This window comes from Paenibacillus sp. UNC217MF, assembly GCF_000686865.1.
Taxonomy (GTDB): domain Bacteria; phylum Bacillota; class Bacilli; order Paenibacillales; family Paenibacillaceae; genus Paenibacillus_B; species Paenibacillus_B suaedae.
In genome coordinates this window covers 245,237-269,663 of the sequence record NZ_KK366030.1, presented here as the reverse complement: position 1 = coordinate 269,663, position 24,427 = coordinate 245,237, and the positions used below count along the sequence as shown (strand labels likewise).

Here is a 24,427-nt window from a genome sequence, read left to right as displayed (position 1 = left end):
AATCGGCTTGGCAAAGAGGGGAAAGTCATGATTGAATTGCTCAAACGCGTCCCACTGTTCTCTGATTTGACTGATGAACAGCTGGAAATCGTATCGTCCATCACATCCCGCCGGGAGTATGCCCCACATACGATCTTGTTCCAGCAGGGAGATCCAGGGCACACATTCTGCATCGTATTTCGCGGTGCCGTCAAAGTATACACATCCAACAAGAAAGGCCAGCAGAAGATCCTCTCTGTCTTTCAGAGCGGCGACAACTTCGGCGAGCTTGCGCTTATTGATGGCAAGCCGCGTTCTGCAACAGCAGAGACATTAGAGGATACGGTTCTCTTTACCGTCACATCCGAGAGCTTCCACTTACTGCTGCGCGCCCACTACGATATTGCGAAGCAGGTTATGATTCAACTATGCGGTCGACTGCGCTCGACGAACGGATATGTCTATGACTTAACGTTCTTAGATGCACCAAGCCGCATCGTAAAGAACATCGTTCGCATCGCTCAGCAGCAAGGCGAGCGCCGCGGAGATAAAATCTACATCCGTGCCGCCTTCGACGCTGATGCCATGTCAGGTCTTGCTGGCGTACATCGGAACGTATTAGAACAAGTGATTCGTGATCTCGAGCATCAGCGTATCCTGACGCTGCAGCCGACCGAATACACGCTGGACGTATCCCGACTGTTCCAGAGTCCTTACGTTAGCTAGCTCCATACATCGGGTAGACAATCTCCCCGTCGGCACATTCAACGAACTTTGCCACGGGGAGATTGCTATTTATACAGAAGTCGCTTCTTTTAATCAAGCCCCACTGCAACAATTGTTACGCTCGCTCAGACAGCCAACGTGCAGCATCCTTCGCATGATACGTAATAATCATATCTGTTCCCGCGCGCTTCAGACCAAGCAGCAGTTCGCTCACAATAGCGCGTTCATCAACCCATCCAAGCTTGCTCGCTGCCTTCACCATGGAATACTCGCCGCTCACATTGTAAGCCACTAGCGGCAAATCGAATTGATCCTTCATCACACGGATAACATCCATGTATGCCATGGCTGGCTTCACCATAAGCATGTCCGCACCTTCCAGAACGTCCTCTTCTGCTTCACGAATTGCTTCGCGCACATTGGCAGGATCCATCTGATAAGTCTTGCGATCACCGAATTGAGGCGCGGAATGAGCCGCATCTCGGAATGGACCATAGAATGCCGATGCATACTTCACCGAATAGGACATGATCGGCACATCATGATAACCTGACTCGTCAAGACCTACACGAATCGCATGCACGAATCCATCCATCATATTGGATGGCGCTATAATATCAGCCCCCGCTTCTGCTTGAGACACCGCCGTACGCACTAAGTACTCGAGCGACTCGTCATTATCAATCTCGCCTACCTCGCATCCATTCACTTCATGCACATGAACCATTCCACAATGCCCATGATCGGTATATTGGCATAGACATGTATCCGCAATAATAAGCAGGTCAGGGTGAGCCGCCTTAATTCGTCTTGTCGCTTGTTGGACGATTCCATCCGCGGCGAATGCAGAGCTTCCGACAGCATCCTTCGAAGCTGGGACACCAAACAGCACAATAGCTGGTATACCCAATTGAACAATTTCGTCTATTTCTTCATCCATACGGTCAAGGGAGAAATGATAAACTCCCGGCATGGAGCTAATCTCTTCCTTAATCCCTGTACCATGCGTCACAAATATAGGCATAATCAAGTCATTGACTGTCAATACAGTCTCGCGAACCATATTGCGGAGAGCTGCCGTCTTCCGTAGGCGGCGTAATCTTGTAGTTGGAAATACCATGTTAGCAACCTCCTTGAATGTGTATATGCGCCTTGTCAGCACTGCTAAGTCTGCACATCTCGTCCACCATACTGCTAATGGTAGATCGTTCTGCGACTGCAGCAACCTGCAAGCCTGCATCACGCGCCGTGCGCGCTGTAATCTCCCCGATGCACACCACTTGAGCGCCACCAAGCTTCGCTACAGGGTCAGGAACCCCCATGCGTTCGAGTGCGGCGATCAGGTTCGTAACCGTCGAGGAACTTGTAAACGTAATCAGATGAATCGCGTTCTCTTCCAGCAATTCCACTAAATAAGGATCATCGTACTCCGGCAGTACGGTCTCGTACAAATCCACCTCATCCACAAGAAGGCCATGCTGCTGCAGCATCTCCTTCAGCCAAGGGCGCGCCAGATCACCCCGCGCAAGAAGCACGCGCTCTTCTGGCGAGATTAATGGACGAAGGGCATCCCATACCCCTTCTTGACTATACTGAGCAGCAGATACATCTGGCTGCACTCCATATTCGCGAAGCGCTTCAGCAGTCTTGGGGCCTACCGTTACGATTCGTACATTCGCCCATTGGCGAATATCCTGCCCTTGCTCCTGCAAGTGTTGGAACCAATACTTGACGCCATTCACACTTGTCAGAACTAGCCATTGATATTGCTGTGCATGGATAAAAGCCTGATGAATCGCTTGCTGTTTCCCAAGAGAGACAGGCGCCCGCATCTCAATGACCGGGTATTCATACGTCTCCCCTCCAAGCTGTTCAATGGGCTTAACAAGCTCGCTAGCCTGCGAACGGCTCCTCGTGACAAGTACTCTCTTACCGAACAGCGGGCGCTCCTCTGCCCAAGCTAGCTGTTCTCGCAGCTTCACAACATCCCCTACGACAATGACTGCCGGCGACTCGAAGCGAGCACGCTCTGCCTCATCCGCAATCGTCGCTAGAGTCCCTACGAGCGTGCGCTGCTCAGCCCTTGTTCCCCAGCGCACTAATGCAACAGGCGTATCCGCTGCCCGTCCATGACTCATCAATCGTTCGGCAATTACACGCAGCTTGCCGATACCCATAAGGAACAGCAAAGTTCCAGCACTTTGGGTCATCTGCTCCCACTCGATGAACTCATCCAACTTGTCCGGGTTCTCATGACCTGTCACTACACAAAAGGAAGACGCATAATCCCTGTGAGTCACAGGTATGCCTGCATATGCAGGAACCGCAACAGCAGAGGTGACCCCTGGAACGATCTCATACGGAACTCCATGCTGCTTCAGTACAGCTACTTCTTCTCCCACTCTTCCGAACACACAAGGATCGCCCCCCTTTAAGCGAACGACCTTGTTTCCTTCCTGTGCTAGATCAGCAAGCAATTGGTTAATATCCGCCTGCTTCATCGCATGTCGATCAGGCAGCTTGCCCACATAGATCCTACGAGCTCCCCGCTTCATATATCTGAGCAATTGAGGGCTAGAGAGACGATCATAGACAACAACATCCGCCTCCTGCAGACAATTCAAGCCTTTGACCGTTATCAACCCTACGTCACCTGGCCCAGCGCCTACCAGATAGACAATACCTATTCCAGAGGAATGCCGCTCCATTCATATCAGCCCCTTAATTGGGATAGCATTTGTTCCGCCCCTCGATCCAGCAGCCGCTCTGCAACTGCAATGCCAAGCTCCTCTGGTTGTCCACCTTCCATTGTGTCACTCAGTATCGTATTCTCTTCCGCCGATCCGACAAGACCAATCAAGCGTATCGTGTCATCTGCCTTATGAAGCTCTGCATACGCTCCGATCGGCACTTGGCACCCGCCATTCAAACGGCCTAAAAAAGCTCGCTCCGCCTGAACGGTACGAGCAGTATTTACATCGTGATAACGCGCAAGCAGCGACAATACTTCCTCATCATCTGCACGGCATTCAATCCCCAATGCCCCTTGCCCTACCGCTGGGAGACACAGTTCTGTCGGCAAATAGGATGTGATACGATCCTGCCATCCCATCCGATGAAGTCCTGCTGCAGCAAGAACGATTGCATCGAATCCTTCCGTCTCTAGCTTCTTCAACCGTGTATCAATATTGCCGCGCAATGGCTCGATCTGCAAATCCGGTCTATACGCCTGCAATTGACAAGCTCTGCGCAGACTGCTCGTGCCTACCTTCGCACCTATAGGCAAATCCTCAATCGAGGTGCCAGACTTCATAATCAAGCAATCTCTTGGATCTTCCCGCTTGGGCACAGCGCCAACCGTCAGTCCATCCTGAAGTTCCCAAGGCATGTCCTTCATGCTATGAACCGCGATATCCACTTCCTTATCCATTAACGCTTGTTCAATCTCCTTCACGAATAACCCTTTGCCGCCTACCTTGGACAAGGTGACGTCCAGGATGCGATCTCCTTTCGTTACGATCTTCTTAATTTCGAATCGGAACGGAAGGTTGTTCTCTTTGCAAATGGTCTCCAACGCCGCAATCACATGCCCGGTCTGCGTCAACGCCAAGGCGCTCTGCCTTGTCCCAACAATGATAGTACGCATCTAGTTGCCCCTCCTGCTTGCCTAAATTATTCATTCATTTATTGATATTGGGCGAGCCACGCCATGACCCAGTCCTCCCATTTGGGAAGTGTGACATTACATTCATAGGCCCGCCAGCATTCTTCTGCATAGTGCCGCATTGCTCGCTGGCGATCTACCGTGTCTGGCAGCACATCATGCGAAGCCTTGCGTGCATGCAGCAGCATCTCTGCTACTTGCGCCAACTCATCATCCATTAACTTGGACAGCTTGGCTAATATGCTTCTCGTCAAGGTTGGACTAGCGCCGCCAGTCGATACAGCGAGATGGACATCTCCGTGCTGCACCGTCCCAGGATTGGCGAAGTCACTCTGTTCCGGACTATGAGCAATATTGATGAGCGCCCCACAGCGCCTTGCTTCCTCAGCTACTCGCTCATTCACTTCACAATGATCTGTCGCAGCAAATACAAGCAGCGCTCCAATGGCGTCCCCCTCTTCATACTCTCTTGCGATATGAACAATGCTGCCTTCATGGACAAAGTGCCAAAGCTCTGCAGTCAATACGGGACTGACCACTTTCACTTCAGCACCACTCGCCAGCAAGTGACGAACCTTGCGCGCAGCTACCTTGCCGCCGCCAATCACCGTACATGGCTTGCCAACAAGCTTCAGCATAATCGGATACAGAGGGGAATCACCCATTCGCTACACTCCAATCCAGCGATGAAATGTCGACAATGAATTCAATGCGAAATTGAGCATCATTACCGCATAACATCCTAAATTCAACAAAGAAAGTCGAAATCCTGTTGAATCATTACGCGAGCGTTTCACAATATAAGAGCCATAGAATAAAAGCGCTAATAACGTAAACCATATCTTAAAATCAATCAGCAATTCCGTACGATTGTCGAGCAGAATAGCCCCAACTGCTACGGCAAGCGACAGTAAAATCATCGGAATGCCAATTACGACAGCTAGAAACGAAAAGCGTTCAATTCGTTCAAGACTAGGCAAGCGCCGCACCGCGTCAGACCATTGCTTAGCCTTCAACTTATGATGGAGAAATACATACATGCCCGCGAATACGGCACTAATCGTTAAGGCCGCGAAACCAAAGGCTACAAGCGAGATATGGAAAGAGAGCAAATTGCGCATCATCTCCCATTCCTTCATCGATGCAGGCATTGTCGGGTCGTTAAGCATATTCACGAGCAATAAGGCAAACCCAATAAGATTGACGAAAAAAACGATAAATTCGATATGAAAGAACCTGCTAATGACAATGGATACGGTCACGAGGAACCATGAAAACAAAAACATAAATTCAAAACTACTAAAAACGGGCACATCCTGATGCCTCACCATTCTTACAATCAAGAAGATCGTCTGAAGTACCCATACAAAAGTAAGAAGCCCTGCGCCCATCCGCTTCGCTTTCCGATTGACTCCTACCACATCGGAAAAATAAAACAGAAGGCTCAGGGCGTATGTGTAGATAATCGCATCGTAAATCCAACTATTCGTAACCATCGATGCCTGCCGCCTCCTGTTCTTCCTCTACCATGTGACGGCTGCCCAAGACAGCACAGACTTCCCCCGCTCGGGTTCCGTATTTCGATTCACGGTGACTTGGGGTGAGGGCTGTTCCTTGCCTCGCTCCTCCATGCCACCCGCTTCTGGCTGCTCCAGTGCGAAAATTTGCGAAAATAACCGCAATGCCTCGTCCCCATTTTTCTCAGCGGCGAGCTCTTTAATTTGATTAATTGGGTCGTGCATCATTTGGTTCAACATGCTCTTCGTCAGACGGCGTATCAATTTTTCTTCCCGTTCAGACAGCTCGGGAAGCTTATTGAACAAGCTTTGCAGCGTATCCTGGTGGATACGTTCTGCTTTGGACTGTAAAGACCGAATCATCGGAGTTACACCCAGCATTTTGAGCCAATAACGATGCTCCTCGAGTTCATCTGCGATGAAAGCTTCAATCTTCGCCGCTTCCTTGCGGCGACGTGCCAGATTGCTCTCCACAATACCTTGCAGATCATCGATATCATATAAGAATACATTCGACACGTCACTAATCGCCGGATCCAGGTCACGCGGCACGGCAATGTCAATGAAGAACAGCGACCGAGATTTGCGCCTGCTCATCGCCCGCTTCACATCATCCGCTGTAAGCACATATTCCTTCGAACCCGTTGAGCTAATCACAATATCAGCCTCAACCAGCATCTGTTCGGCCGCATCAAGCGTACCTGCCCGGCCGTTAAACTGCTTCGCCAGCTCTTCCGCGCGAGATAGGGTACGGTTTGCCACCATTACCTCCGCAGCACCGTTGGCATATAAGTGCTTCACAGTCAGCTCGCTCATTTTGCCTGCGCCTAGAATGAGCACCTTCTTTCCTTGGAACGATCCGAATATTCGCTTGCCAAGCTCCACTGCGGCATAGCTGACCGAAACCGCATTTTCGTTAATGCTTGTTTCGGCATGTGCTCTCTTCGCGAGTGTTATTGCCTGCTTAAATACGGTATTCAGCCACGTCCCGGTTACCCCTTCATTTTGCGCGAACAAGAAGGCATTACGGATTTGGCCTAAAATTTGCGTTTCGCCGATGACCATGGAATCCAAGCCGCAGCTGACCCGGAACAAATGCTCGACAGCCTGATCATCTTCATATATATAGAGGTACGGTGTAAATTGCTGTCTGGAAATGCCGAACCACGTCTCCATAAAGCTGCGGATGAAGTGACCGCACATGTGCAATCTGTCGACAACCACATACAGTTCTGTGCGATTGCATGTCGACACCATCACGCATTCGAGCACGCTCTTCGTCTGTCTCAATTGTCTCAGCGCCTCTTGCCAATCACTTTCGGGCACCGCAAACTTCTCCCGAATTTCTACGGGCGCCGTACGATAGTTCATGCCGACGACGATGATGTGCATTCATTTCACCTGCTTTTCAAAATTTAGTACATTCTCAGATGATAATCATTATAACATAGATCAACAAGAACATTCGTTCGTAATTTGAAAATATTATGAAATGCATGTCAAATTTTAGTTTGTACGGGCTAACTGCACCTTATACTATCATTGCAACGCCCCAATGTCATTCTTTTTTTATGTACTTTTTGCCAGTTCACTTCGGTGTAAAATTAGATTCCAGCACTTCCTTCAAATCCTTGTCTGCGCTAACCAGTTCTTCACGCTTGGATGTGACCCATCCCCCGCTGCTGCTATAGACGAGCGCATAGCTGTCATAGAGTCGGTTCATTGCCTCAGCGCTCATGCTGATCATCTCTTTTTCACTGTCCGTTAATGGGCGATCGCCATTTAACTGCATCAATGTGATGGTTTCTACAACCTTATTCAGACTTGGCAGCTCTGGCAGCTGCTTCTTCCCTGCCGCACGAACCAGTCTTTCATGTGCAAATGCTGCTGAATAAGCAACAAGCTTCAATTTTTGAAGTGGTTCTGTCGAGTCATATCGCGCCGCTTCCTGCAATGATCCTTTTAACAGGTTCGTTTGAAATTGAGCTACTTCGTACAGCATTTTAAGCGGATCGGACGCTTCTGCCTTCGGAGAGAATAAGTTGTACACTTGAATGGAAGGCCATATTAACAGCATGAACAACACAACCATCCATACGATACCGCCTCGAAATCGTCTAGGTCTCATCAGCATTCTCCTACTATATATGATTATGTATATAGCTTATGGAGCAACAAGTGGACAAATAACCGAGCTATGAGGTTGACTCTCTATAAGAATAAAAAAAGCCCGCTCCACCCTGTGCCAAGCACGAGGATGAGCGGGACTTTATTGTCGTTTATACCAATTCGGATACTTTCATATCCGGAGTAACCACTTGCAATTCGCCTAATCCGCGAATAAGTTTCTTCGCGTACGTTTTCTCCGGTTTCAACACAGAGACCAGGTAATCAATGGCTAGCTGCGGGTCTACTGTTTCTCCGCAAGTGTAACAATCGATTGCTGCAAATCCACGTTCAGGATAAGTGTGGATTGAAAGATGACTTTCTGACAACATAACTAGAACTGTTGCCCCTTGTGGGTCAAACTGTTTAGATTGAACAGACAAGACCGTTGCACCACACGCTTCAGCGGCTTCTACCAGTTGTGCTTCAAGCAATTGAGCATTGTTCAGCAAATCGAAGTCGACTCCCCACGTGTCAACAGCAACATGTCTTCCGAAAGTTGAGTATTCCATCTTTCGGTTCCCCCTTCCTAGGAATAAAATGTTTGAAAAAATAATTTCATCCGCTAGGACCTACGTCATTCACTTCCCGAGGGAAAAATCTCTCGCAACATGCAATGTCCTGAGTGAATCCTGGTTCCTATATTGTTTTCAACGAGATTAAAAATAACATCTTACTCACATAAATGCAACACTTTTTTATCCACTTATCCCCTGACTATTCCATTTTCCCTGTCTACTATATGGCGAAAGCCTCTAATAGGTGTCTAGTACGCCCGCCCAATATTCGCTGCAGAACAAAAAAAGAACTTAAGGCATACGCCTTAAGTTCTTTCATATTCAAGTGCCGCTCAGGCTTCCAAGATGAACAATTGCTTTGCCAGTGCTGTTAGCTGCTGATCTACAGCTTGAACCTCATCTGCTGACAGGCTTCGATTGCGCTTATCGAGCAAACTGTTGATGCGCTCCTTAATACTCGCAATTCGTATTTCTACATGTTCGTTTCGGTACATGTTATGCAAGTCCTGCACCGTATCCTTATGTTCGAAAATAACGCGAGGCTCTTCCTTCTGCTCTACAATCTTGCGAACAGCCCCATCTGCGTAATAATAAGTGATTGTAAATCCCGCAAAAATCCGATTGACTACCGCTTCGCCACGGAATGTCGCCACAAGCTTATGCATCACTTGTGTCAATTTCGGATGAACCAAGCGGCAAGACGTTACACAGACATACCGATTGCCTTGTTTCTCGAACAGGAATATGATCTCATCACCCTGGCCGTCCTCAAGAACCACCTCTTGATTACCGTTTTCTAATACTTTCACCCGCCCCACAATAGATTGCTTCGCGAGCGATTGCACAAATCGGGTCAATTGAGCTTCCGTTAACTGTAAACTGGCTTTCACATACTCTGTGGCTAACCGCCGAGCCATAAAAACTCTCCTTACCTGTATTCAACATATAATATTTATACATGTTTATTATACTACAGGGAGAATATGAATTCCTGTTCATGAGCCGCCATTTTATGGTGCATTTCGCAAAAAAACGGACTGAGGCCGGAACTACCCCGCTTTTTATCCAACATGCTTACGAATTAACGCTTGCATGCTGATTAATAATGTCCCATAACTCTTCACGGCCTTGTCCTGTCTCCGCGGAGAACATGACAAACGGAGCATCCGATGACAACCCAAGGGTGGTACGAACTTGCTTCACATGCTTCGGAAGATGGTTTCTCGATATTTTATCAGCCTTCGTCGCAACCACACATACCGGGACGCCGTAATGCGTAAGCCAGTCATGCATCATGCAATCGTCTGCTGTAGGCGCATGGCGCAAATCAACAACCAGCAGCACAAGGCGAAGTGTCTCACGCTCTTGGAAGTACGCTTCAATCATGCGTCCCCACGCAGCGCGCTGCGTCTTCGATACCTTTGCATACCCGTATCCCGGTACGTCCACGAAATACATATTGTCATTAATGCGATAGTAGTTCAACTGCTGTGTCTTACCCGGCTGCGAGCTTGTACGCGCCAAGTTCTTGCGCATAATCATACGATTGATTAACGATGACTTCCCTACATTTGATCGGCCTGCCAGACCAATCTCCGGAAACCCGTCATCTGGATACTGTGCAGATCCAACAGCACTAATAATAAATTCAGCATTTGTTATTTTCATACGCGATTATCCTCACCTTACATTCTGTTCTGTCTATTGTACAATTGTACACGATTCCCGTCATTTCACAAAAAAAAAGAAAAACGGATGCGCTGCACGCGCATCCGTCTTGTTGCTATGCCATTATGATGAAGTCGCCTCCAGCAACGCATGCTGCAGCACTTCATCCATATGAGCTACTGGTATAAAGGTCAGCTCCCGCCGTACTGTATCTGGGATATCCGCTAGATCGCGTTCATTGTCATGCGGGAACAGTACCGTCTTGATTCCTGCACGAAGCGCGGCCAGCGACTTCTCTTTCAATCCACCAATCGGGAGTACTCTCCCGCGCAATGTAATCTCACCGGTCATTGCAACATCCTTGGATACATACCGATTAGTGAACGCCGATACAAGTGCCGTCGCAATTGTGATTCCGGCGGAAGGGCCATCCTTCGGAATCGCTCCTTCAGGGACATGGACATGAATATCCAGCTTCTCATGGAAGTCGGGCTCCAATCCCCACTGCGCCGCCTTCGAGCGGATGTAGCTAAATGCAGCCTGTGCTGACTCCTTCATGACATCGCCTAGCTTGCCTGTCAATTGCAGCTTGCCGGAACCAGGAACAACGGTAACCTCAATATTAAGCGTATCCCCTCCCGCTTCGGTCCACGCAAGACCTGTCACCGTTCCTATCTGATCATCTTGTTCTGCCAGACCATAGCGATATCGAGCTACACCTAAATATTCGGATAATTGCTGGGCGTGAATCTGTATGTCTTCCACCTGTTCAGATACAATTCGCTTTGCAGCCTTGCGGCATAGCGCAGCCAATTGCTGTTCCAGTTGGCGAACTCCCGCTTCACGTGTATATTCACGAATCACTTTCAGAAGGCAGTCCTCTTGAACCGTCAGCTGATTCGCCTGCAATCCATGGGCTTCCTTCTGCTTCGGAAGCAGATGCCTGTTCGCGATTTCCAGCTTCTCAAGCTCCGTATATCCAGACAAGGACAGCAGTTCCATCCGATCCAGCAGCGGACGCGGTATATTGTGAACCGCATTGGCAGTTGTCACGAACAGAACCTTGGACAGATCGACCGGGAGCTCAACGAAATGATCACTGAATGCATTATTCTGTTCTGGATCCAATACCTCCAGCAGTGCAGACGCCGGATCCCCACGGAAGTCAGATGCCATCTTGTCGATTTCATCAAGCAGCATTACTGGGTTCATCGTGCCCGCATTTTTAAGCGCCTGAACAATTCGTCCTGGCATTGCACCTACATAGGTACGACGATGACCGCGAATCTCCGCCTCGTCACGCACCCCACCTAACGAGATACGAACAAATTTCCGTTCAAGCGACTTCGCAATTGACCTTGCAAGCGACGTTTTCCCGACACCCGGAGGGCCAACAAGGCATAGAATCGGCCCTTTCATTTCTTTGACTAGCTGCTGTACAGCCAAATATTCAAGGACACGTTCCTTCGGCTTCTCAAGTCCATAATGATCGGCCTCCAGAATGGATTCTGCCTTGCTCAGATCCAGATCATCCTCCGAGAGCTGAGCCCACGGAATCTGAAGTAGCCAATCGATATAGTTTCGAATCACCGAACCTTCTGCGGAAGAAGCCGGCATTTTCTCCAATCGATCGATTTCTTTGCCAATCTTCTCACGAACTTTATCCGGAGCCTCGAGCTCCTTCAATTGGGCACGCAGCTCCTCGGCCTCGCCCGCGCGGCCTTCTTTATCTCCCAATTCCTTCTGGATCGCCTTCATTTGCTCACGCAAATAGTATTCCTTCTGTGTCTTCTCCATCTGCTTCTTCACGCGCTGGCCAATCTTCTTCTCCATCTCCAGCACTTCGCTCTCATTATTGAGCAGCTCAAGCAGCTTATGCAGACGGGCTTTGCTATCCACCGTCTCCAGAAGCGCCTGTTTATCTTTGAGCTTGATGGACAAGTGGCTGGCGATTACATCCGCCATCCGACCCGGTTCTTCGATGTCCGTTACGGAAGCTAGTGTCTCTGGCGACACCTTCTTCGACATTTGCACATAGTTCTCGAACTGGGTCAATGCCATGCGCATGAGTGCTTCTGTCTCTGAAGGATCACCCGACGTCTCTTCATGCAATACATGCACCTGAACCTCATAGAACTCCTCATTAGGCACATATTCAACGATCTCAGCGCGCTCAACACCCTCAACAAGCACACGTATTGTGTTATTAGGCAGACGTAACATTTGACGAACCTTCGCTATCGTGCCTATACGGAAAATATCATCCTGAGAAGGCTCCTCGATGCTGACCTCTGACTGCGTGCACAACAGCAGCAATTGATCTTCCAGCATCGCATGTTCAAGTGCCCGTACCGACTTATCGCGCCCCACATCCAAGTTCAACACCATGCTCGGGTACACGAGCAAGCCTCGTAGCGGGAGCAGAGGCAGGCGGCGGTCTTTGTTCGATTTAAGCCCCATCGTTCGGCACCCCCATGGCTATCATGATCTATCTAGTACATTGCATCCAACATTTTATCAAATGTTCAAGTAAAACACCAATTTTCCACAGGCCGATCAGCTATAGCTGCTCCCATCAGAAGAACTGCTATTCTTCTCCGATCCTTCTGCATGCAGCAACGGCAGCGAGGTGCCCGCGGCACGTTCGAACGGTTGCGGCTTATGCTGTGCATCTCCCTTCCATTCACTGCCGAATGCATGTTGGAAGCCTTCCTCAATGTGTTCGACGGGTATGACTTGCACTCCATCCAAGCCTGCGAAGATATCCTGCCAATTCTCCTTCGGAATAAGCACGCGAGTTGCTCCTGCTTGAAAAGCCGCTTCCACCTTGGCAAGTACGCCGCCGACCGGCTTAATGCGCCCATGAAGACTGATTTCACCTGTCATCGCAAGCTTATTGTCCACAGGCCATCCATTCAATGCTGATGCGATGGCAATCGCCATTGCCATGCCCGCGGATGGACCATCTACTGGCGATCCACCTGGGAAGTTAATGTGCAAATCGAAATTGGACGTCTCATGTCCCAGGCTGCGAAGCACGGTCAATACGTTCTCAATAGACCCCTTCGCCATACTCTTGCGGCGCAGCGTTCGGCTTCCACCGCCCAGCTCTTCTTCCTCGACAACACCCGTAATTGTATACTTGCCGTGCCCACTCTTCACGCGGATCGCACTCACTTCAATTTCCAGCAGCGCTCCCATGCTAGGACCGTATACAGCCAAGCCATTCACGAGACCTACCTGTGGTTCTGCGGGAACTTTGCGATCAGGACGCGGAGCAATCTGGCTGCTGTTGGCAACCCATTCAACATCAGCCGCATCAATCGATGTCCGCCCTTCTGACATCGCCAGTCCAGCCGACAGTTGGACAATATTCACCGCCTCACGCCCATTGGTCGCGTACTTTTTCACCATATCTACCGCTTCTGGCGAGTGCGGGAAGCCAATTTTCTTCAGCCCATTTTCTGCAATAGCTCCGATTTCATCAGGAAGCAGCGGCCTGAAGTAGATTTCCATACAACGTGAACGAAGCGCTGGCGGGAGTTCTTGGGAAGAACGGGTCGTCGCTCCCACAAGCCTGAAGTCCGCAGGCAATCCATTCTGAAAAATATCGTGAATATACGAAGGTACATTCGAGTCTTCCGAATTGTAATAAGCGCTCTCCAAAAATACTTTACGATCTTCAAGTACCTTCAACAGTTTATTCATCTGTATCGGATGAAGCTCTCCAATCTCATCAATAAACAGCATGCCCCCATGTGCCTTCGTCACCGCTCCCGGCTTCGGCTGTGGAATCCCAGCGACTCCCATCGCACCAGCACCTTGATAAATTGGATCATGAACCGAGCCTATTAATGGGTCGGCAATGCCACGTTCATCAAATCTTGCTGTCGTCGCATCGATTTCAGTGAACTTGGATTCCATTGTAAATGGCGAGCTTGCATTCTTCTTCGCTTCCTCCAGCACTACTCTCGCAGCAGCCGTCTTACCTACGCCTGGTGGGCCATAGATGATCACATGCTGCGGGTTCGAACTGCACAAAGCAGCTTTGAGCGCCTTCAATCCATCTTTCTGCCCAACAATATCACTCATGATCGCAGGTCTTGTCTTCTCTGCTAGCGGCTTCGTCAAGGAAATAGACCTTAGCTTGCGCAGCTTATCCATCTCCTTGCGCGATTCTCGATCAACAGCTGTGCGATTTCCTTTCTGACTGCGCAGCAGATTCCAGAAGTATATGCCAATAACTACGGCAAAGAACGCATTGATCAGCATCAATATTACGCTTAAATTCATCGTTTCATCCTCCCATAACGCCCTCGCAAGGACAAAAAAATCCGGCAAAGTTTACTACTTGGTAGTATTACCCTTTGCCGGATGCATTATAAGCGTATGTGATTATGAGTTATTATTTCTTTCCCAACATTCTGCATGCTTCAGTCCTGGAACAGAATCTGCATAGAAGACTGGCTCCTCGCCACGCTTACGCTGACCCATATAATCTTTCAAAGCCGCAAATGCCACTTTACCAAGCAGCATAATGGAAATGAGATTAATAAACGCCATGAAGCCCATGAACAAGTCTGCCAAATTCCATACTAGGGTCATCTTCGCAACAGAACCGAAGAGAACCATCGCTATGACACCTAGTCGATAGGCAAGCATCCAACCCTTTTTCTTCGTAATGAATTCGATGTTGCTTTGACCGTAATAGTAGTTTCCAATCAGCGAAGTAAATGCGAATAAAAAGACAGCTAAGCCAATAAAAATGTGCGCCCAATCTCCAACCTGAGCCGCAAGCGCATGTTGAGTCAATCGAATGCCGTTCTGCTCGCCCGTCGTCGAAATCCCGGAGAACAGGATAATGAACGCTGTTGACGAACAAACAAGCAATGTATCGACGAATACCCCAAACGACTGGATCAAACCTTGCTTGACTGGATGACTAACATGGGCTGTCGCCGCCGCATTGGGAGCACTACCCATTCCGGCCTCGTTCGAGAACAGACCGCGTTTAATTCCGTTCATTACTGCTGCACCTACACCGCCAGCCAACGCCTCCCCAAATCCAAAGGCATTTTGAATAATAGAAGCAAACACGCCCGGAATTTCTCTAAAATTCACGAACATGACGAACAAGGCAATCGCTATATAGGCTAGTGCCATGATCGGAACTACAGTCGCAGAAACCTTAGCAACCCGCTGAACCCCACCGAATATCGTCGGGATGACAAGAACTGCCAAGATAACCCCCATCCAAATCGGATCCAAGTTAAATATATCCTGGAATGCAGCACTTGCTGTGTTGGCCTGTACAGAATTAAAAACGAATCCGAAACTGAAAATAATGAGGACTGCAAAAATAATGCCTAGCCAGCGTGCGTTCAACGCTCGTTCCATATAGTAAGCTGGGCCGCCTCTGAAATCCTTGCCATCGCGCACTTTATACACTTGTGCCAATGTGGATTCGACGAACCCCGAAGCCGCGCCAATAATGGCAATCATCCACATCCAGAATACAGCGCCAGGGCCACCTAACGAAATGGCAATAGCGACTCCGGCCAAATTCCCCGTACCAACACGCGAGGCCGTACTCATTGCGAATGCCTGGAAGGAGGAAACGCCTTGTTTCTCACCGGAAGACTTTCCTTTATCCCGCCCCAACATAAGACGGAATGTTTCTTTAATCGCGGAAAGCTGCACGAAGCCTGTTCGGAATGAAAAATATAATCCTGCTGTTATCAGGACAAATATAAGCATCAAATACCACAAATCATTAAACTTTCCGATCCAATCCTGAATTTGATCGATCAATATATCGCACCTCTCTTATTGTCTAGTCCTGTTGCACGCTATATGTTAACTTTGCTAACACGTACTATCTGATTGTAGCCTAAATCGCAGGCAATGGCAAAATGTTTTTTATCATTTTTCAATTTGTGATAAAATTTACCTTTTCGTCATTCGACACAAACCGATTTTTATGTCGAATCGTTGCATTATCTACTTACTTTTCACCGAAAATCATGTACAATAGGAATGTTATGTAAACGTTTCTAGCTTATTTTACCTTTGTGTCGTTAAGGAGGAATCCTTGAATTATGACGAAATCAAACGATCGCCACTGGACATGGATGCTCATGCGAGGACCAAATCGGCCAGTTATTCAATACAGTATTCCAACTGTTGTGGTTAAACTTGTCATGTTTATTGTCATTGGCGGGATTAGCGCATTACTTTTATCGTTAGTCATTCAACGATTTACCATGTATGATTTTGTTGCTCGTCATGAACAATTACAGCTTGAACTGCAGGAGAAGAATCAACTGTTAGCAGAGATGGACAAGCAATTATCCATTATTACCGCTTCTTCCAACGATATGAAACAGAAAATGGACAGAATCTCACAATGGGAACAGCAATTGCAATCCTATTTACAAGTCCCATCTGGCACTAACCCTCCAAAGAATAGCAAGCTATCACCTGGCACGGGTAAGCCCAATTCTATGTCAACCAAGCGCGACACGGCATCCTTGCCTTTGCCGCTAGGTGGTGAGTATATTATGCTTCCTGCATCTAAGTTGTCGACGCTTCGTTCTGCCGCTACAGAAGTGAACAGCAGCGACCAAAAGCCTGTCTCACCACTTGAAGCATGGGAGAACGTGAATAAGCAGCTCCATCATATGAATAAGAAGTGGCAGGATTGGGAACGAACAATGCCTCCTCTATTTAAGAATGCCGAAGCCTTCCAGCAGCAGTTGAACGCTACTCCAACCTTATGGCCAACAGGTAGCACACGAATCACCTCTCTTTTCGGAGAACGCAGTGATCCGTTTCAACGCAATGAAGCATTCCATGCTGGATTAGATATAGGCGGAGATACAGGCGATCCGGTCTACGCTACTGCCGAAGGGGTCGTCATTGATTCCGACAGGGATGAACTGAAGGGGAATTATATCATCGTGAATCATGGCAGCGGACTTACTACACGTTACTTGCACCTAAGCGAGAGAGTTGTGGCCAGCGGAGATTCGGTGAAAAAAGGGACACTCATTGGCAAAATCGGTACAACAGGTCGGAGCACAGGACCTCATCTACATTTCGAAATTCGTAAGAACGGACAGCCTATTGATCCAATGACTTATGTAAACACTCCTGAATAAGATTTTTATATAAGAAAGGAGCACGATATGTTCGCCAAATCCTCTGGCAAAAAAATTAGCGGAACCGACACCTTAATTGGACAGGCTACTACATTTGAAGGAAAGCTTGTATGCGAAACTGACCTACGGATCGAGGGAACCATTACTGGTGATGTTCATTGCAGTCAGAACGTAATTATTGGAGAGTCGGGCAAAGCCTATTCCCATATTCAAGCTTCCAGCCTAGTTATCGCAGGGTTCATGCAAGGTGATGTCAACGTCACAGAAAGTGTCATCATCGAGAGCTCTGGCAGATTGGAAGGCAATGTATTGTGCCAATCCTTCATTATCAAAGAAGGCGGCAAATTCAACGGAAACAGCAAAATGCAGCAAAATGCTCCCTCACTAACCAATGCTCCTATCGCTGAGGTTACTAACTCGTCTGACACATGAACGAGATCATTGAATTAGAAACTTGGATACAGACAAAGAAAACACCCACATGCGCCACTGCTGCATGTGGGTGTTCTTGTATCATACGATAACAAGATAGCTTCTTATATTTCGATTAGTGCTTACGCCCTGGAATCTGACCCGTACGCTCATATTCAGCGACGATATGGTCGATTTCCTTCTTCAACTCAGAGACAAGCTCTGCCTCCGGTACTTTACGAATCATTTCTCCGTAGCGGAACAACAGCCCTTCACCACGAGCTCCAGCGATGCCGATATCCGCTTCACGAGCCTCGCCCGGACCGTTTACCGCACAACCAAGCACCGATACCTTAATTGGAACTTTCACTTTGGAGATATACTCCTCTACTTCGTTCGCAATCGAGAATAAATCGATGTCAAGTCGACCGCATGTTGGACATGATACAAGTGTAGCTGCATTGGAAATCAAGCCGAAACACTTCAGCATCTCACGCGCAACCTTCACTTCTTCTACTGGATCCGCACTCAAGCTGACACGAACCGTCGAGCCAATTCCAAGTGATAACAAGGCTCCGAGCCCTGCCGCACTCTTAATCGTCCCTGAGAACAGTGTTCCAGCTTCTGTAATCCCTAAGTGAAGCGGGTACGGAATTACCTCAGCAGCCTTTGTATAGGCAGCGATGGCCATAGGCACATCTGATGCCTTCAACGAGACAATAATATCGTGGAAATCAAGTTCTTCTAAAATTCCGATATGGAATAGAGCACTTTCGACCATCGCCTCTGGCGTTGGATATCCATACTTCTCGAGCAGGTGGTTCTCCAGCGATCCTGCATTAACACCGATTCGAATCGGAATGCCGCGCTCTTTGCACGCCTTCACGACTGCTTCCACTTTCTCACGGCGGCCAATATTGCCCGGATTGATCCGAACCTTGTCAATACCGTTCTCAATCGCCTTCAAAGCGAGCCTGTAGTCAAAGTGAATGTCAGCAACGAGCGGAATCGAGATACGCTTCTTAATCTCCTTAATCGCATCCGCTGCTTCCTCATTGTTGACCGTAACCCGAACAAGCTGGCATCCAGCTTCTTCAAGTCGATGAATTTCCGCAACAGTGGCTTCTACATCTGCCGTCTTCGTCGTGCACATGCTCTGAATGACAACCTCATTGTTGCCGCCAATCGTTACATCGCCCACTTTTACAGCTCTAGTCTGATGTCGCAAATACATGATACATTCTCTCCCATGTCGGAAACGGACGGAAAAGCGCCTATTAGGCGCTTTCCTCTTGTTTCTTATCTGTCGTCAGTTCCGGAATCATTCGTTCTTTTACTACTTGCTCCGTAATGACACATGTTGTTACATCATCGCGCGATGGCACTTCATACATCACGTCAAGCATAATGCCCTCGATGATGGCACGCAATCCACGCGCTCCAGTGTTGCGCTTGATCGCTTCGCGAGCAATGGCTTCCAGTGCACCAGACTCGAAGTCAAGCTTCACATTGTCCATCTCAAGCAACTTCTGGTACTGCTTCGTCAGCGCATTCTTCGGCTCGCTCAAGATACGAACCAATGTATGCTCATCAAGCGGCTCCAACGTCGAGATGACTGGAAGACGCCCAACAAATTCAGGAATAAGTCCGAATTTCAGCAAATCCTCCGGAAGTGTCATCGTCAAGTATTCGCCAGGCTTCAAATCCTTCTGACCACCATCAGCATTGAAGCCAATAATTTTCTTCCCTACACGACGCTTGATAATTTGCTCCAGTCCGTCAAACGCACCGCCGCAAATGAACAAGATGTTCGTCGTATCAATTTGAATAAATTCTTGGTGAGGATGCTTACGGCCACCTTGCGGCGGAACAGAAGCAACGGTTCCCTCCAAAATTTTCAGCAATGCCTGCTGTACCCCTTCACCAGATACATCGCGTGTAATCGAAGGATTCTCGGATTTGCGAGCTACTTTATCGATTTCATCGATGTAAATAATACCGCGTTCCGCCTTCTCCACGTCATAGTCTGCCGCTTGGATCAGCTTCAGCAGAATATTTTCAACATCTTCGCCCACATAACCTGCTTCTGTAAGCGATGTGGCATCCGCAATTGCGAATGGCACGTTCAAGATTTTAGCCATGGTCTGCGCCAAAAGTGTCTTACCGGAACCAGTAGGCCCCACAAGCAAGATGTTACTCTTCTGCAGCTCAACATCCTCGATCTTGTTCTGGGTGTTAATCCGTTTGTAATGGTTATATACCGCTACGGACAACGACTTTTTCGCTATTTCTTGACCAATGACATATTGATCCAGAATCGCACGAATTTCCTTCGGCTTCGGTATATCCTTCAGATCAACTTCCTCTTCGTGACCGAGCTCTTCCTCTACAATCTCATTGCACAGCTCGATGCACTCGTCACATATATATACGCCAGGACCGGCAACCAACTTGCGTACTTGCTCCTGCGACTTGCCGCAGAACGAGCACTTCAATTGCCCCTTCTCATCATTAAATTTAAACAATCGGTGTCCCCCCTTACTTAAGCCCCGGGCTTGCCGGATGTAAAACTTGGTCAACAAGACCGTATTCTTTCGCTTCATCAGCGCTCATGAAGTTGTCACGATCCGTATCGCGTTCAATCTTCTCAATCGGCTGACCTGTGCGATCCACATATATTTGGTTCAGCTTATGTCTTGTCTTCAAGATCCAGTCCGCATGAATCTTAATGTCGGACGCTTGACCGCGCACGCCACCCAGCGGCTGATGAATCATGATCTCACTGTTCGGCAGAGCAATACGCTTGCCTGGTGCCCCAGCCGTCAGCAAGAGCGAACCCATACTTGCAGCCAAGCCTACGCAGATTGTAGATACGTCAGGTTTGATATGCTGCATCGTATCGTAAATTGCCATGCCGGCCGTAACTGAACCGCCCGGTGAGTTGATATACAAGAAAATGTCCTTCTCTGGATCATCTGCTTGAAGGAACAACAACTGCGCAATGACGCTGTTCGCTACGTCATCATCGATGGCGCTGCCCAGAAAGATAATGCGATCTTTCAGCAGACGCGAGTAAATATCATAAGAGCGTTCGCCGCGATTTGTCTGTTCGATGACCATCGGGATTAAATTCATGGTACCGACCTCTTTTCTTTACATAGCTTTACATTTCTATTCTAACATTTTCTGAACGTGGTGTCATTTTTACACCGATTACCATTATTCTATGTGCGGCAAATGCCCGTAATCCCTGCAAATAAGCTCTATATTCGTGACTTCTCGCGGGTCGGAATCGCCTAATATGTTACATACTGATTATGTACACCCTTTACTGGGTGGTGAAACGTTATGTAGTAAATCAAGAACTTACAATCCAGCAAACTTTCACCAGACAGGTGGTAAAAAATAAGGCACGCCCTTAAAAAGTAACGTGCCTTATCCTGTTACGCCGCTCTCACATGCATGATGCAGTTGCAGCCGATATGCAATTAATTCTTGCTGTTGTCCACAATGAACTTAACTGTTTTGCGAAGAGCTGCCTCTTCACGCAAGTTTTCAATCGTGCCGTTCTTCTCCAAGATGGAGCGGATTTCGTCCGCAGAACGTTGGTAAGAAGCTGCCATTTTATCAAGCTCTTCTTGCAGCTCTTCTTCGGAAATTGTGATGTTCTCTTCTTTCGCGATTTGCTCAAGAACGAGGTTGTTTTTCACACGCTTGTCAGCCTCTTGTTGCATTTGCTCGCGCAAGTCTGCAATCGTTTGGCCAGACAATGTCAAGAACATATCCATGTTCATGCCTTGCATGCGAAGACGGTTGTCCAAGTCTTTAACCATGTGCTGAATTTCAGTCTCGATCATCGCACGTGGAATTTCTACTTCTGCATTTGCAGATGCTTTTTCAACGAGCTCAGCTTCACGAGCTGCTTCCAGTTCGCGTCCTTTGCGCTCTTTCAACTGTTTTGTAAGATCAGCTTTGTACTCATCCAAAGTTTCGAACTCGCTAACATCTTTAGCGAACTCATCATCAAGCTGTGGAAGCTGCTTGCGCTTGATTTCATGAACTTTCACTTTGAATGTTGCAGGCTTGCCAGCCAAGTTCTCTGCATGGTAGTGCTCAGGGAATGTAACTTCAACATCTTTGAAGTCGCCTGTCCCAAGACCAATCAATTGATCTTCGAATCCAGGAATGAACGTGTTAGAGCCAAGCTCCAATGTGTAGCGCTCACCTTTGCCGCCTTCAAATGCTTCGCCATCAACGAATCCTTCGAAGTCCATAACAACGCTGTCGCCTTTTTGTGCTGTCTCTTCGTCAACGATAACGAGTTCAGCATGACGCTCTTGCAGACGCTTCAATTCAGCGTCAAGCTCTTCTTCCGTAACTTCAGCTTCTTTAGCTTCTACTTCAAGACCTTTGTAGTCGCCAAGCTTCACTTCAGGCTTAACTGTTACTTTTGCTTTGAACTTGAACGTTTTGCCTTTTGCAAATTGTTCAACTTCGATTTCCGGCTGATCAACCGGTTGGATGTTTGTTTCTTTTACAGCTTGTGTGTAAACTTCGCCCAAGATGATGTCAATCGCATCTTGATACAAGCTCTCTACACCATATTTTGCTTCGAAAATTGGGCGAGGTACGCGACCTTTGCGGAAGCCAGGAACGTTAACACGCTTGGACACTTTTTTGAATGCCAAGTCCAATCCTTCTGCTACGCGATCTTCATTAACCTCTACTTCCAATACCCCAATGTTCTTCTCTATTTTTTCCCAAGTTGCTTTCATTTTATGCCTTCCCCTCCAAAAAAAGATCATGGCTAGAGTGTACCTAACATAACACGTCCAGAATAACCATTTTAGTATAGCCGACTACGATAACTTTTTCAAGGAGGGCGTCATTCCCACATTCGGCCTTCCACGAAAGCGCTATCGACCGTTCATTGCTTAGCCTCAGATCCTATGACTGTACGCGCAATGATCGATTTAATGATCGGAGCGCTAGCTCATATTGCACACGCAGTTCATTCGTGACACCGTACAGCTGCTTCACTTCCACTTCTTCGTCGACACGCAGCATTCGAGCCACGATGAAATGCAGCGCCGCCGCCCAAGCGTTCGAATCCTCTTGCCCATGCCCGCACAACTGTTCATAGGATGGAGAACCGTATATATGCTTCAAATACTGCTGCCATATCTCCTGAGCAAAATAAGCGAGAGAAGGCTCTCTTACAGAAGCAGCCTCGTTCACACGCACCGCTGGTGCCTTGGTGGCCTCTGGGAACCCCGAATTATCAAGCGGAGTATCCTCTATTTGTACGACCAGCGACTCCTGCCCGCGAGGGAAGCGGATTTCTCCATGCATTCCCCGTCTCTTCATAACTTGAAGAATTCCGAATTGAAGCAAGGAGTTAAGATTCTCCTCTTTGAGCAGTTTAGCCAAAGCTTCATCAACACCCGGATCTTCTGCTGCTGCAAGCTGCTCAAGAATAAGGAGCTTGCGGTCATCCATCTCTCCCTCTACAAGGGTAGCAAACAATCGCTCTGTATATTGTCCGTCCGCATTCAGCTTCTGCTGGAATTGGCGTCGCAGGATATCTTGTTCGGTCTCTTCAGACTCCTCTTCCGGTGTGGACTCCGGCCAACTGGCTATTCCCTCAGCCATATTCAAATCACGGGCAGCACGTTCTGCCTCCGGGAACGCCGACACGAGCCATTGCAGCAGCGCGTCCCACTCTTCCCGAATCCGTTCGTCCTCACCATCACATGTCAGCAGGAATTGAAGAAGGGCAATTGCTTCGCCGTAACGCTCAGATTCCAGCATCCGTGTCAACTCAATTTGGTAGTAATCATGAGTTTTCGGAAACAGGATGACATTATTCTTTGCCGGCTCTTTGTAATCTTCTGTCATACGAACACCTGCTTTCTGTACTGCGCCTATGTATTACGATAATCTCTCCTATGTATGCAGCTCGTTCTCCTTCAATTAGGTGAGCTTCTTATATGATGTATTATACCATATTCACTCTTTATCCTGCGCGGTCACCATATGTGCTTTCCTAACACTCAAACTGTAAAAGATATGTAAATTAATATTTTTTTCATTTTCCTATTGCTAAGAGTCAATTTCTTTGATACAATCATTTATGTTCTAAATTTAACTTATTCATGTCCCAGTAGCTCAGCTGGATAGAGCAACGGCCTTCTAAGCCGTCGGTCGGGGGTTCGAATCCCTCCTGGGACGCCATTCATTTGCTTACTAATATACATGAACATGCCTCACAGAACCTTTTATTGGTTGGTGAGGCTTTTTTTTATTTCCCACTCACATCGATCCCAGAATACCTCTGCATGAGAGGCTCTGCTTATCGCAGAGCCTTGTATAATTGCCGCCTTCTTTTGATACAGAACTTACTTATTTTCTTATTTACTTATTGTGAAACTCCCAATGGTTCTTCTCGCCTGGATGCTTGAAGTTTTTCGATAATACGGCATCCGCATGTTTCTTTTGATGGGCATATTTATTGCCCTTGTTTTGCTTGAATTGCTCTGACATCGTTTCTCACCTCCCTTCATCGTTCCTTGATCATTTCTTTCCACGAAGCCGATGATAAGAAAGCGAACCATTTCC

The 24,427-nt window shown here is 48.0% G+C and carries 22 protein-coding genes and 1 tRNA gene; 4 read left to right on the top strand and 19 right to left on the bottom strand.

The window, feature by feature from the left end:
• The first annotated feature begins 27 nt into the window (after window positions 1–27).
• The gene (locus BP95_RS0128130; protein ID WP_021252320.1) at window positions 28–705 is read left to right on the top strand and encodes a Crp/Fnr family transcriptional regulator; all 678 of its coding nucleotides are present in this window, start codon (window positions 28–30) and stop codon (window positions 703–705) included.
• Window positions 706–820: 115 nt separating this feature from the next.
• Here the strand turns inward: BP95_RS0128130 and hemB are convergent, their stop codons facing one another.
• The 13 genes from hemB to BP95_RS0128065 form a co-directional block, all read right to left on the bottom strand.
• A complete protein-coding gene (hemB, locus tag BP95_RS0128125) occupies window positions 821–1,825 on the bottom strand; it encodes a porphobilinogen synthase (protein WP_021252321.1) in 1,005 nt (334 codons plus the stop codon).
• A gap of 1 nt (window position 1,826) precedes the next feature.
• Window positions 1,827–3,413, bottom strand: coding sequence for a uroporphyrinogen-III C-methyltransferase (gene cobA / locus BP95_RS0128120; RefSeq protein ID WP_021252322.1), 1,587 nt, complete (start codon window positions 3,411–3,413; stop codon window positions 1,827–1,829).
• Between the two features lie 5 nt (window positions 3,414–3,418).
• Window positions 3,419–4,351: a hydroxymethylbilane synthase gene (gene hemC / locus BP95_RS0128115; protein ID WP_021252323.1), complete on the bottom strand. Its 933-nt coding sequence runs from the start codon at window positions 4,349–4,351 to the stop codon at window positions 3,419–3,421.
• Window positions 4,352–4,389: 38 nt separating this feature from the next.
• A complete protein-coding gene (locus tag BP95_RS31570) occupies window positions 4,390–5,034 on the bottom strand; it encodes a precorrin-2 dehydrogenase/sirohydrochlorin ferrochelatase family protein (RefSeq protein WP_021252324.1) in 645 nt (214 codons plus the stop codon).
• A gap of 3 nt (window positions 5,035–5,037) precedes the next feature.
• Complete coding sequence (ccsA, locus tag BP95_RS0128105; protein WP_021252325.1) at window positions 5,038–5,865, bottom strand: cytochrome c biogenesis protein CcsA; 828 nt, start codon at window positions 5,863–5,865, stop codon at window positions 5,038–5,040.
• Between the two features lie 27 nt (window positions 5,866–5,892).
• On the bottom strand, window positions 5,893–7,278 hold the full coding sequence (gene hemA, locus BP95_RS0128100) for a glutamyl-tRNA reductase (RefSeq protein WP_021252326.1): 1,386 nt from the start codon (window positions 7,276–7,278) through the stop codon (window positions 5,893–5,895).
• A 196-nt stretch (window positions 7,279–7,474) separates the two neighbouring features.
• On the bottom strand, window positions 7,475–8,014 hold the full coding sequence (locus tag BP95_RS0128095) for a hypothetical protein (RefSeq protein ID WP_028533791.1): 540 nt from the start codon (window positions 8,012–8,014) through the stop codon (window positions 7,475–7,477).
• A 151-nt stretch (window positions 8,015–8,165) separates the two neighbouring features.
• The gene (gene speD, locus BP95_RS0128090; RefSeq protein WP_021252328.1) at window positions 8,166–8,564 is read right to left on the bottom strand and encodes an adenosylmethionine decarboxylase; all 399 of its coding nucleotides are present in this window, start codon (window positions 8,562–8,564) and stop codon (window positions 8,166–8,168) included.
• A 338-nt stretch (window positions 8,565–8,902) separates the two neighbouring features.
• Window positions 8,903–9,487 (bottom strand): hypothetical protein, encoded by a 585-nt coding sequence (locus BP95_RS0128085; protein WP_021252329.1) that lies wholly within the window; start codon window positions 9,485–9,487, stop codon window positions 8,903–8,905.
• Between the two features lie 157 nt (window positions 9,488–9,644).
• The gene (yihA, locus tag BP95_RS0128080; protein ID WP_021252330.1) at window positions 9,645–10,238 is read right to left on the bottom strand and encodes a ribosome biogenesis GTP-binding protein YihA/YsxC; all 594 of its coding nucleotides are present in this window, start codon (window positions 10,236–10,238) and stop codon (window positions 9,645–9,647) included.
• 123 nt (window positions 10,239–10,361) lie between these two features.
• Window positions 10,362–12,698: an endopeptidase La gene (gene lon, locus BP95_RS0128075; RefSeq protein WP_021252331.1), complete on the bottom strand. Its 2,337-nt coding sequence runs from the start codon at window positions 12,696–12,698 to the stop codon at window positions 10,362–10,364.
• Between the two features lie 96 nt (window positions 12,699–12,794).
• Window positions 12,795–14,531, bottom strand: coding sequence for an ATP-dependent protease LonB (gene lonB, locus BP95_RS0128070; RefSeq protein ID WP_021252332.1), 1,737 nt, complete (start codon window positions 14,529–14,531; stop codon window positions 12,795–12,797).
• Window positions 14,532–14,633: 102 nt separating this feature from the next.
• Window positions 14,634–15,995, bottom strand: coding sequence for an alanine/glycine:cation symporter family protein (locus BP95_RS0128065; protein WP_051249836.1), 1,362 nt, complete (start codon window positions 15,993–15,995; stop codon window positions 14,634–14,636).
• A 341-nt stretch (window positions 15,996–16,336) separates the two neighbouring features.
• Between BP95_RS0128065 and BP95_RS0128060 the strand changes: the two genes are divergently transcribed.
• Complete coding sequence (locus BP95_RS0128060) at window positions 16,337–17,398, top strand: M23 family metallopeptidase (RefSeq protein WP_028533789.1); 1,062 nt, start codon at window positions 16,337–16,339, stop codon at window positions 17,396–17,398.
• 27 nt (window positions 17,399–17,425) lie between these two features.
• Window positions 17,426–17,830, top strand: a complete 405-nt coding sequence (locus tag BP95_RS31565; protein ID WP_021252335.1) for a bactofilin family protein — start codon at window positions 17,426–17,428, stop codon at window positions 17,828–17,830.
• Window positions 17,831–17,945: 115 nt separating this feature from the next.
• On the opposite strand, the gene ispG is transcribed toward BP95_RS31565, so the two are convergent.
• The 5 genes from ispG to BP95_RS0128030 all read right to left on the bottom strand — a co-directional run bounded on the left by ispG (window position 17,946) and on the right by BP95_RS0128030 (window position 23,707).
• Entirely contained in the window at window positions 17,946–19,043 is a 1,098-nt protein-coding gene (ispG, locus tag BP95_RS0128050) for a flavodoxin-dependent (E)-4-hydroxy-3-methylbut-2-enyl-diphosphate synthase (protein WP_021252336.1), read from the bottom strand.
• Window positions 19,044–19,086: 43 nt separating this feature from the next.
• A complete protein-coding gene (gene clpX, locus BP95_RS0128045) occupies window positions 19,087–20,334 on the bottom strand; it encodes an ATP-dependent protease ATP-binding subunit ClpX (RefSeq protein ID WP_021252337.1) in 1,248 nt (415 codons plus the stop codon).
• 13 nt (window positions 20,335–20,347) lie between these two features.
• Window positions 20,348–20,944: an ATP-dependent Clp endopeptidase proteolytic subunit ClpP gene (gene clpP / locus BP95_RS0128040; protein WP_021252338.1), complete on the bottom strand. Its 597-nt coding sequence runs from the start codon at window positions 20,942–20,944 to the stop codon at window positions 20,348–20,350.
• 353 nt (window positions 20,945–21,297) lie between these two features.
• Entirely contained in the window at window positions 21,298–22,584 is a 1,287-nt protein-coding gene (gene tig, locus BP95_RS0128035) for a trigger factor (RefSeq protein ID WP_021252339.1), read from the bottom strand.
• A 172-nt stretch (window positions 22,585–22,756) separates the two neighbouring features.
• Window positions 22,757–23,707: a hypothetical protein gene (locus tag BP95_RS0128030; RefSeq protein WP_021252340.1), complete on the bottom strand. Its 951-nt coding sequence runs from the start codon at window positions 23,705–23,707 to the stop codon at window positions 22,757–22,759.
• A 259-nt stretch (window positions 23,708–23,966) separates the two neighbouring features.
• Between BP95_RS0128030 and BP95_RS0128025 the strand changes: the two genes are divergently transcribed.
• Window positions 23,967–24,043, top strand: a tRNA-Arg gene (locus BP95_RS0128025).
• A gap of 180 nt (window positions 24,044–24,223) precedes the next feature.
• Here BP95_RS0128025 and BP95_RS34370 read toward each other — a convergent pair.
• Window positions 24,224–24,352, bottom strand: coding sequence for a hypothetical protein (locus BP95_RS34370; RefSeq protein ID WP_260612424.1), 129 nt, complete (start codon window positions 24,350–24,352; stop codon window positions 24,224–24,226).
• Between the last annotated feature and the right edge of the window lie 75 nt (window positions 24,353–24,427).

Bases quoted from the DNA above. Each gene is read 5' to 3' on its own strand.
- hemB (WP_021252321.1), bottom strand. From the start codon at position 1,825: ATGGTATTTCCAACTACAAGATTACGCCGCCTACGGAAGACGGCAGCT.
- BP95_RS31565 (WP_021252335.1), top strand. From the start codon at position 17,426: ATGTTCGCCAAATCCTCTGGCAAAAAAATTAGCGGAACCGACACCTTA.
- tig (WP_021252339.1), bottom strand. From the start codon at position 22,584: ATGAAAGCAACTTGGGAAAAAATAGAGAAGAACATTGGGGTATTGGAA.
- BP95_RS0128130 (WP_021252320.1), top strand. From the start codon at position 28: ATGATTGAATTGCTCAAACGCGTCCCACTGTTCTCTGATTTGACTGAT.
- BP95_RS0128065 (WP_051249836.1), bottom strand. From the start codon at position 15,995: ATGCTTATATTTGTCCTGATAACAGCAGGATTATATTTTTCATTCCGA.
- speD (WP_021252328.1), bottom strand. From the start codon at position 8,564: ATGGAATACTCAACTTTCGGAAGACATGTTGCTGTTGACACGTGGGGA.
- BP95_RS0128030 (WP_021252340.1), bottom strand. From the start codon at position 23,707: ATGACAGAAGATTACAAAGAGCCGGCAAAGAATAATGTCATCCTGTTT.
- hemA (WP_021252326.1), bottom strand. From the start codon at position 7,278: ATGCACATCATCGTCGTCGGCATGAACTATCGTACGGCGCCCGTAGAA.
- yihA (WP_021252330.1), bottom strand. From the start codon at position 10,238: ATGAAAATAACAAATGCTGAATTTATTATTAGTGCTGTTGGATCTGCA.
- BP95_RS31570 (WP_021252324.1), bottom strand. From the start codon at position 5,034: ATGGGTGATTCCCCTCTGTATCCGATTATGCTGAAGCTTGTTGGCAAG.
- ccsA (WP_021252325.1), bottom strand. From the start codon at position 5,865: ATGGTTACGAATAGTTGGATTTACGATGCGATTATCTACACATACGCC.
- lonB (WP_021252332.1), bottom strand. From the start codon at position 14,531: ATGAATTTAAGCGTAATATTGATGCTGATCAATGCGTTCTTTGCCGTA.
- BP95_RS0128095 (WP_028533791.1), bottom strand. From the start codon at position 8,014: ATGAGACCTAGACGATTTCGAGGCGGTATCGTATGGATGGTTGTGTTG.
- BP95_RS34370 (WP_260612424.1), bottom strand. From the start codon at position 24,352: ATGTCAGAGCAATTCAAGCAAAACAAGGGCAATAAATATGCCCATCAA.
- BP95_RS0128060 (WP_028533789.1), top strand. From the start codon at position 16,337: ATGACGAAATCAAACGATCGCCACTGGACATGGATGCTCATGCGAGGA.
- cobA (WP_021252322.1), bottom strand. From the start codon at position 3,413: ATGGAGCGGCATTCCTCTGGAATAGGTATTGTCTATCTGGTAGGCGCT.
- ispG (WP_021252336.1), bottom strand. From the start codon at position 19,043: ATGTATTTGCGACATCAGACTAGAGCTGTAAAAGTGGGCGATGTAACG.
- BP95_RS0128085 (WP_021252329.1), bottom strand. From the start codon at position 9,487: ATGGCTCGGCGGTTAGCCACAGAGTATGTGAAAGCCAGTTTACAGTTA.
- clpP (WP_021252338.1), bottom strand. From the start codon at position 20,944: ATGAATTTAATCCCGATGGTCATCGAACAGACAAATCGCGGCGAACGC.
- lon (WP_021252331.1), bottom strand. From the start codon at position 12,698: ATGGGGCTTAAATCGAACAAAGACCGCCGCCTGCCTCTGCTCCCGCTA.
- hemC (WP_021252323.1), bottom strand. From the start codon at position 4,351: ATGCGTACTATCATTGTTGGGACAAGGCAGAGCGCCTTGGCGTTGACG.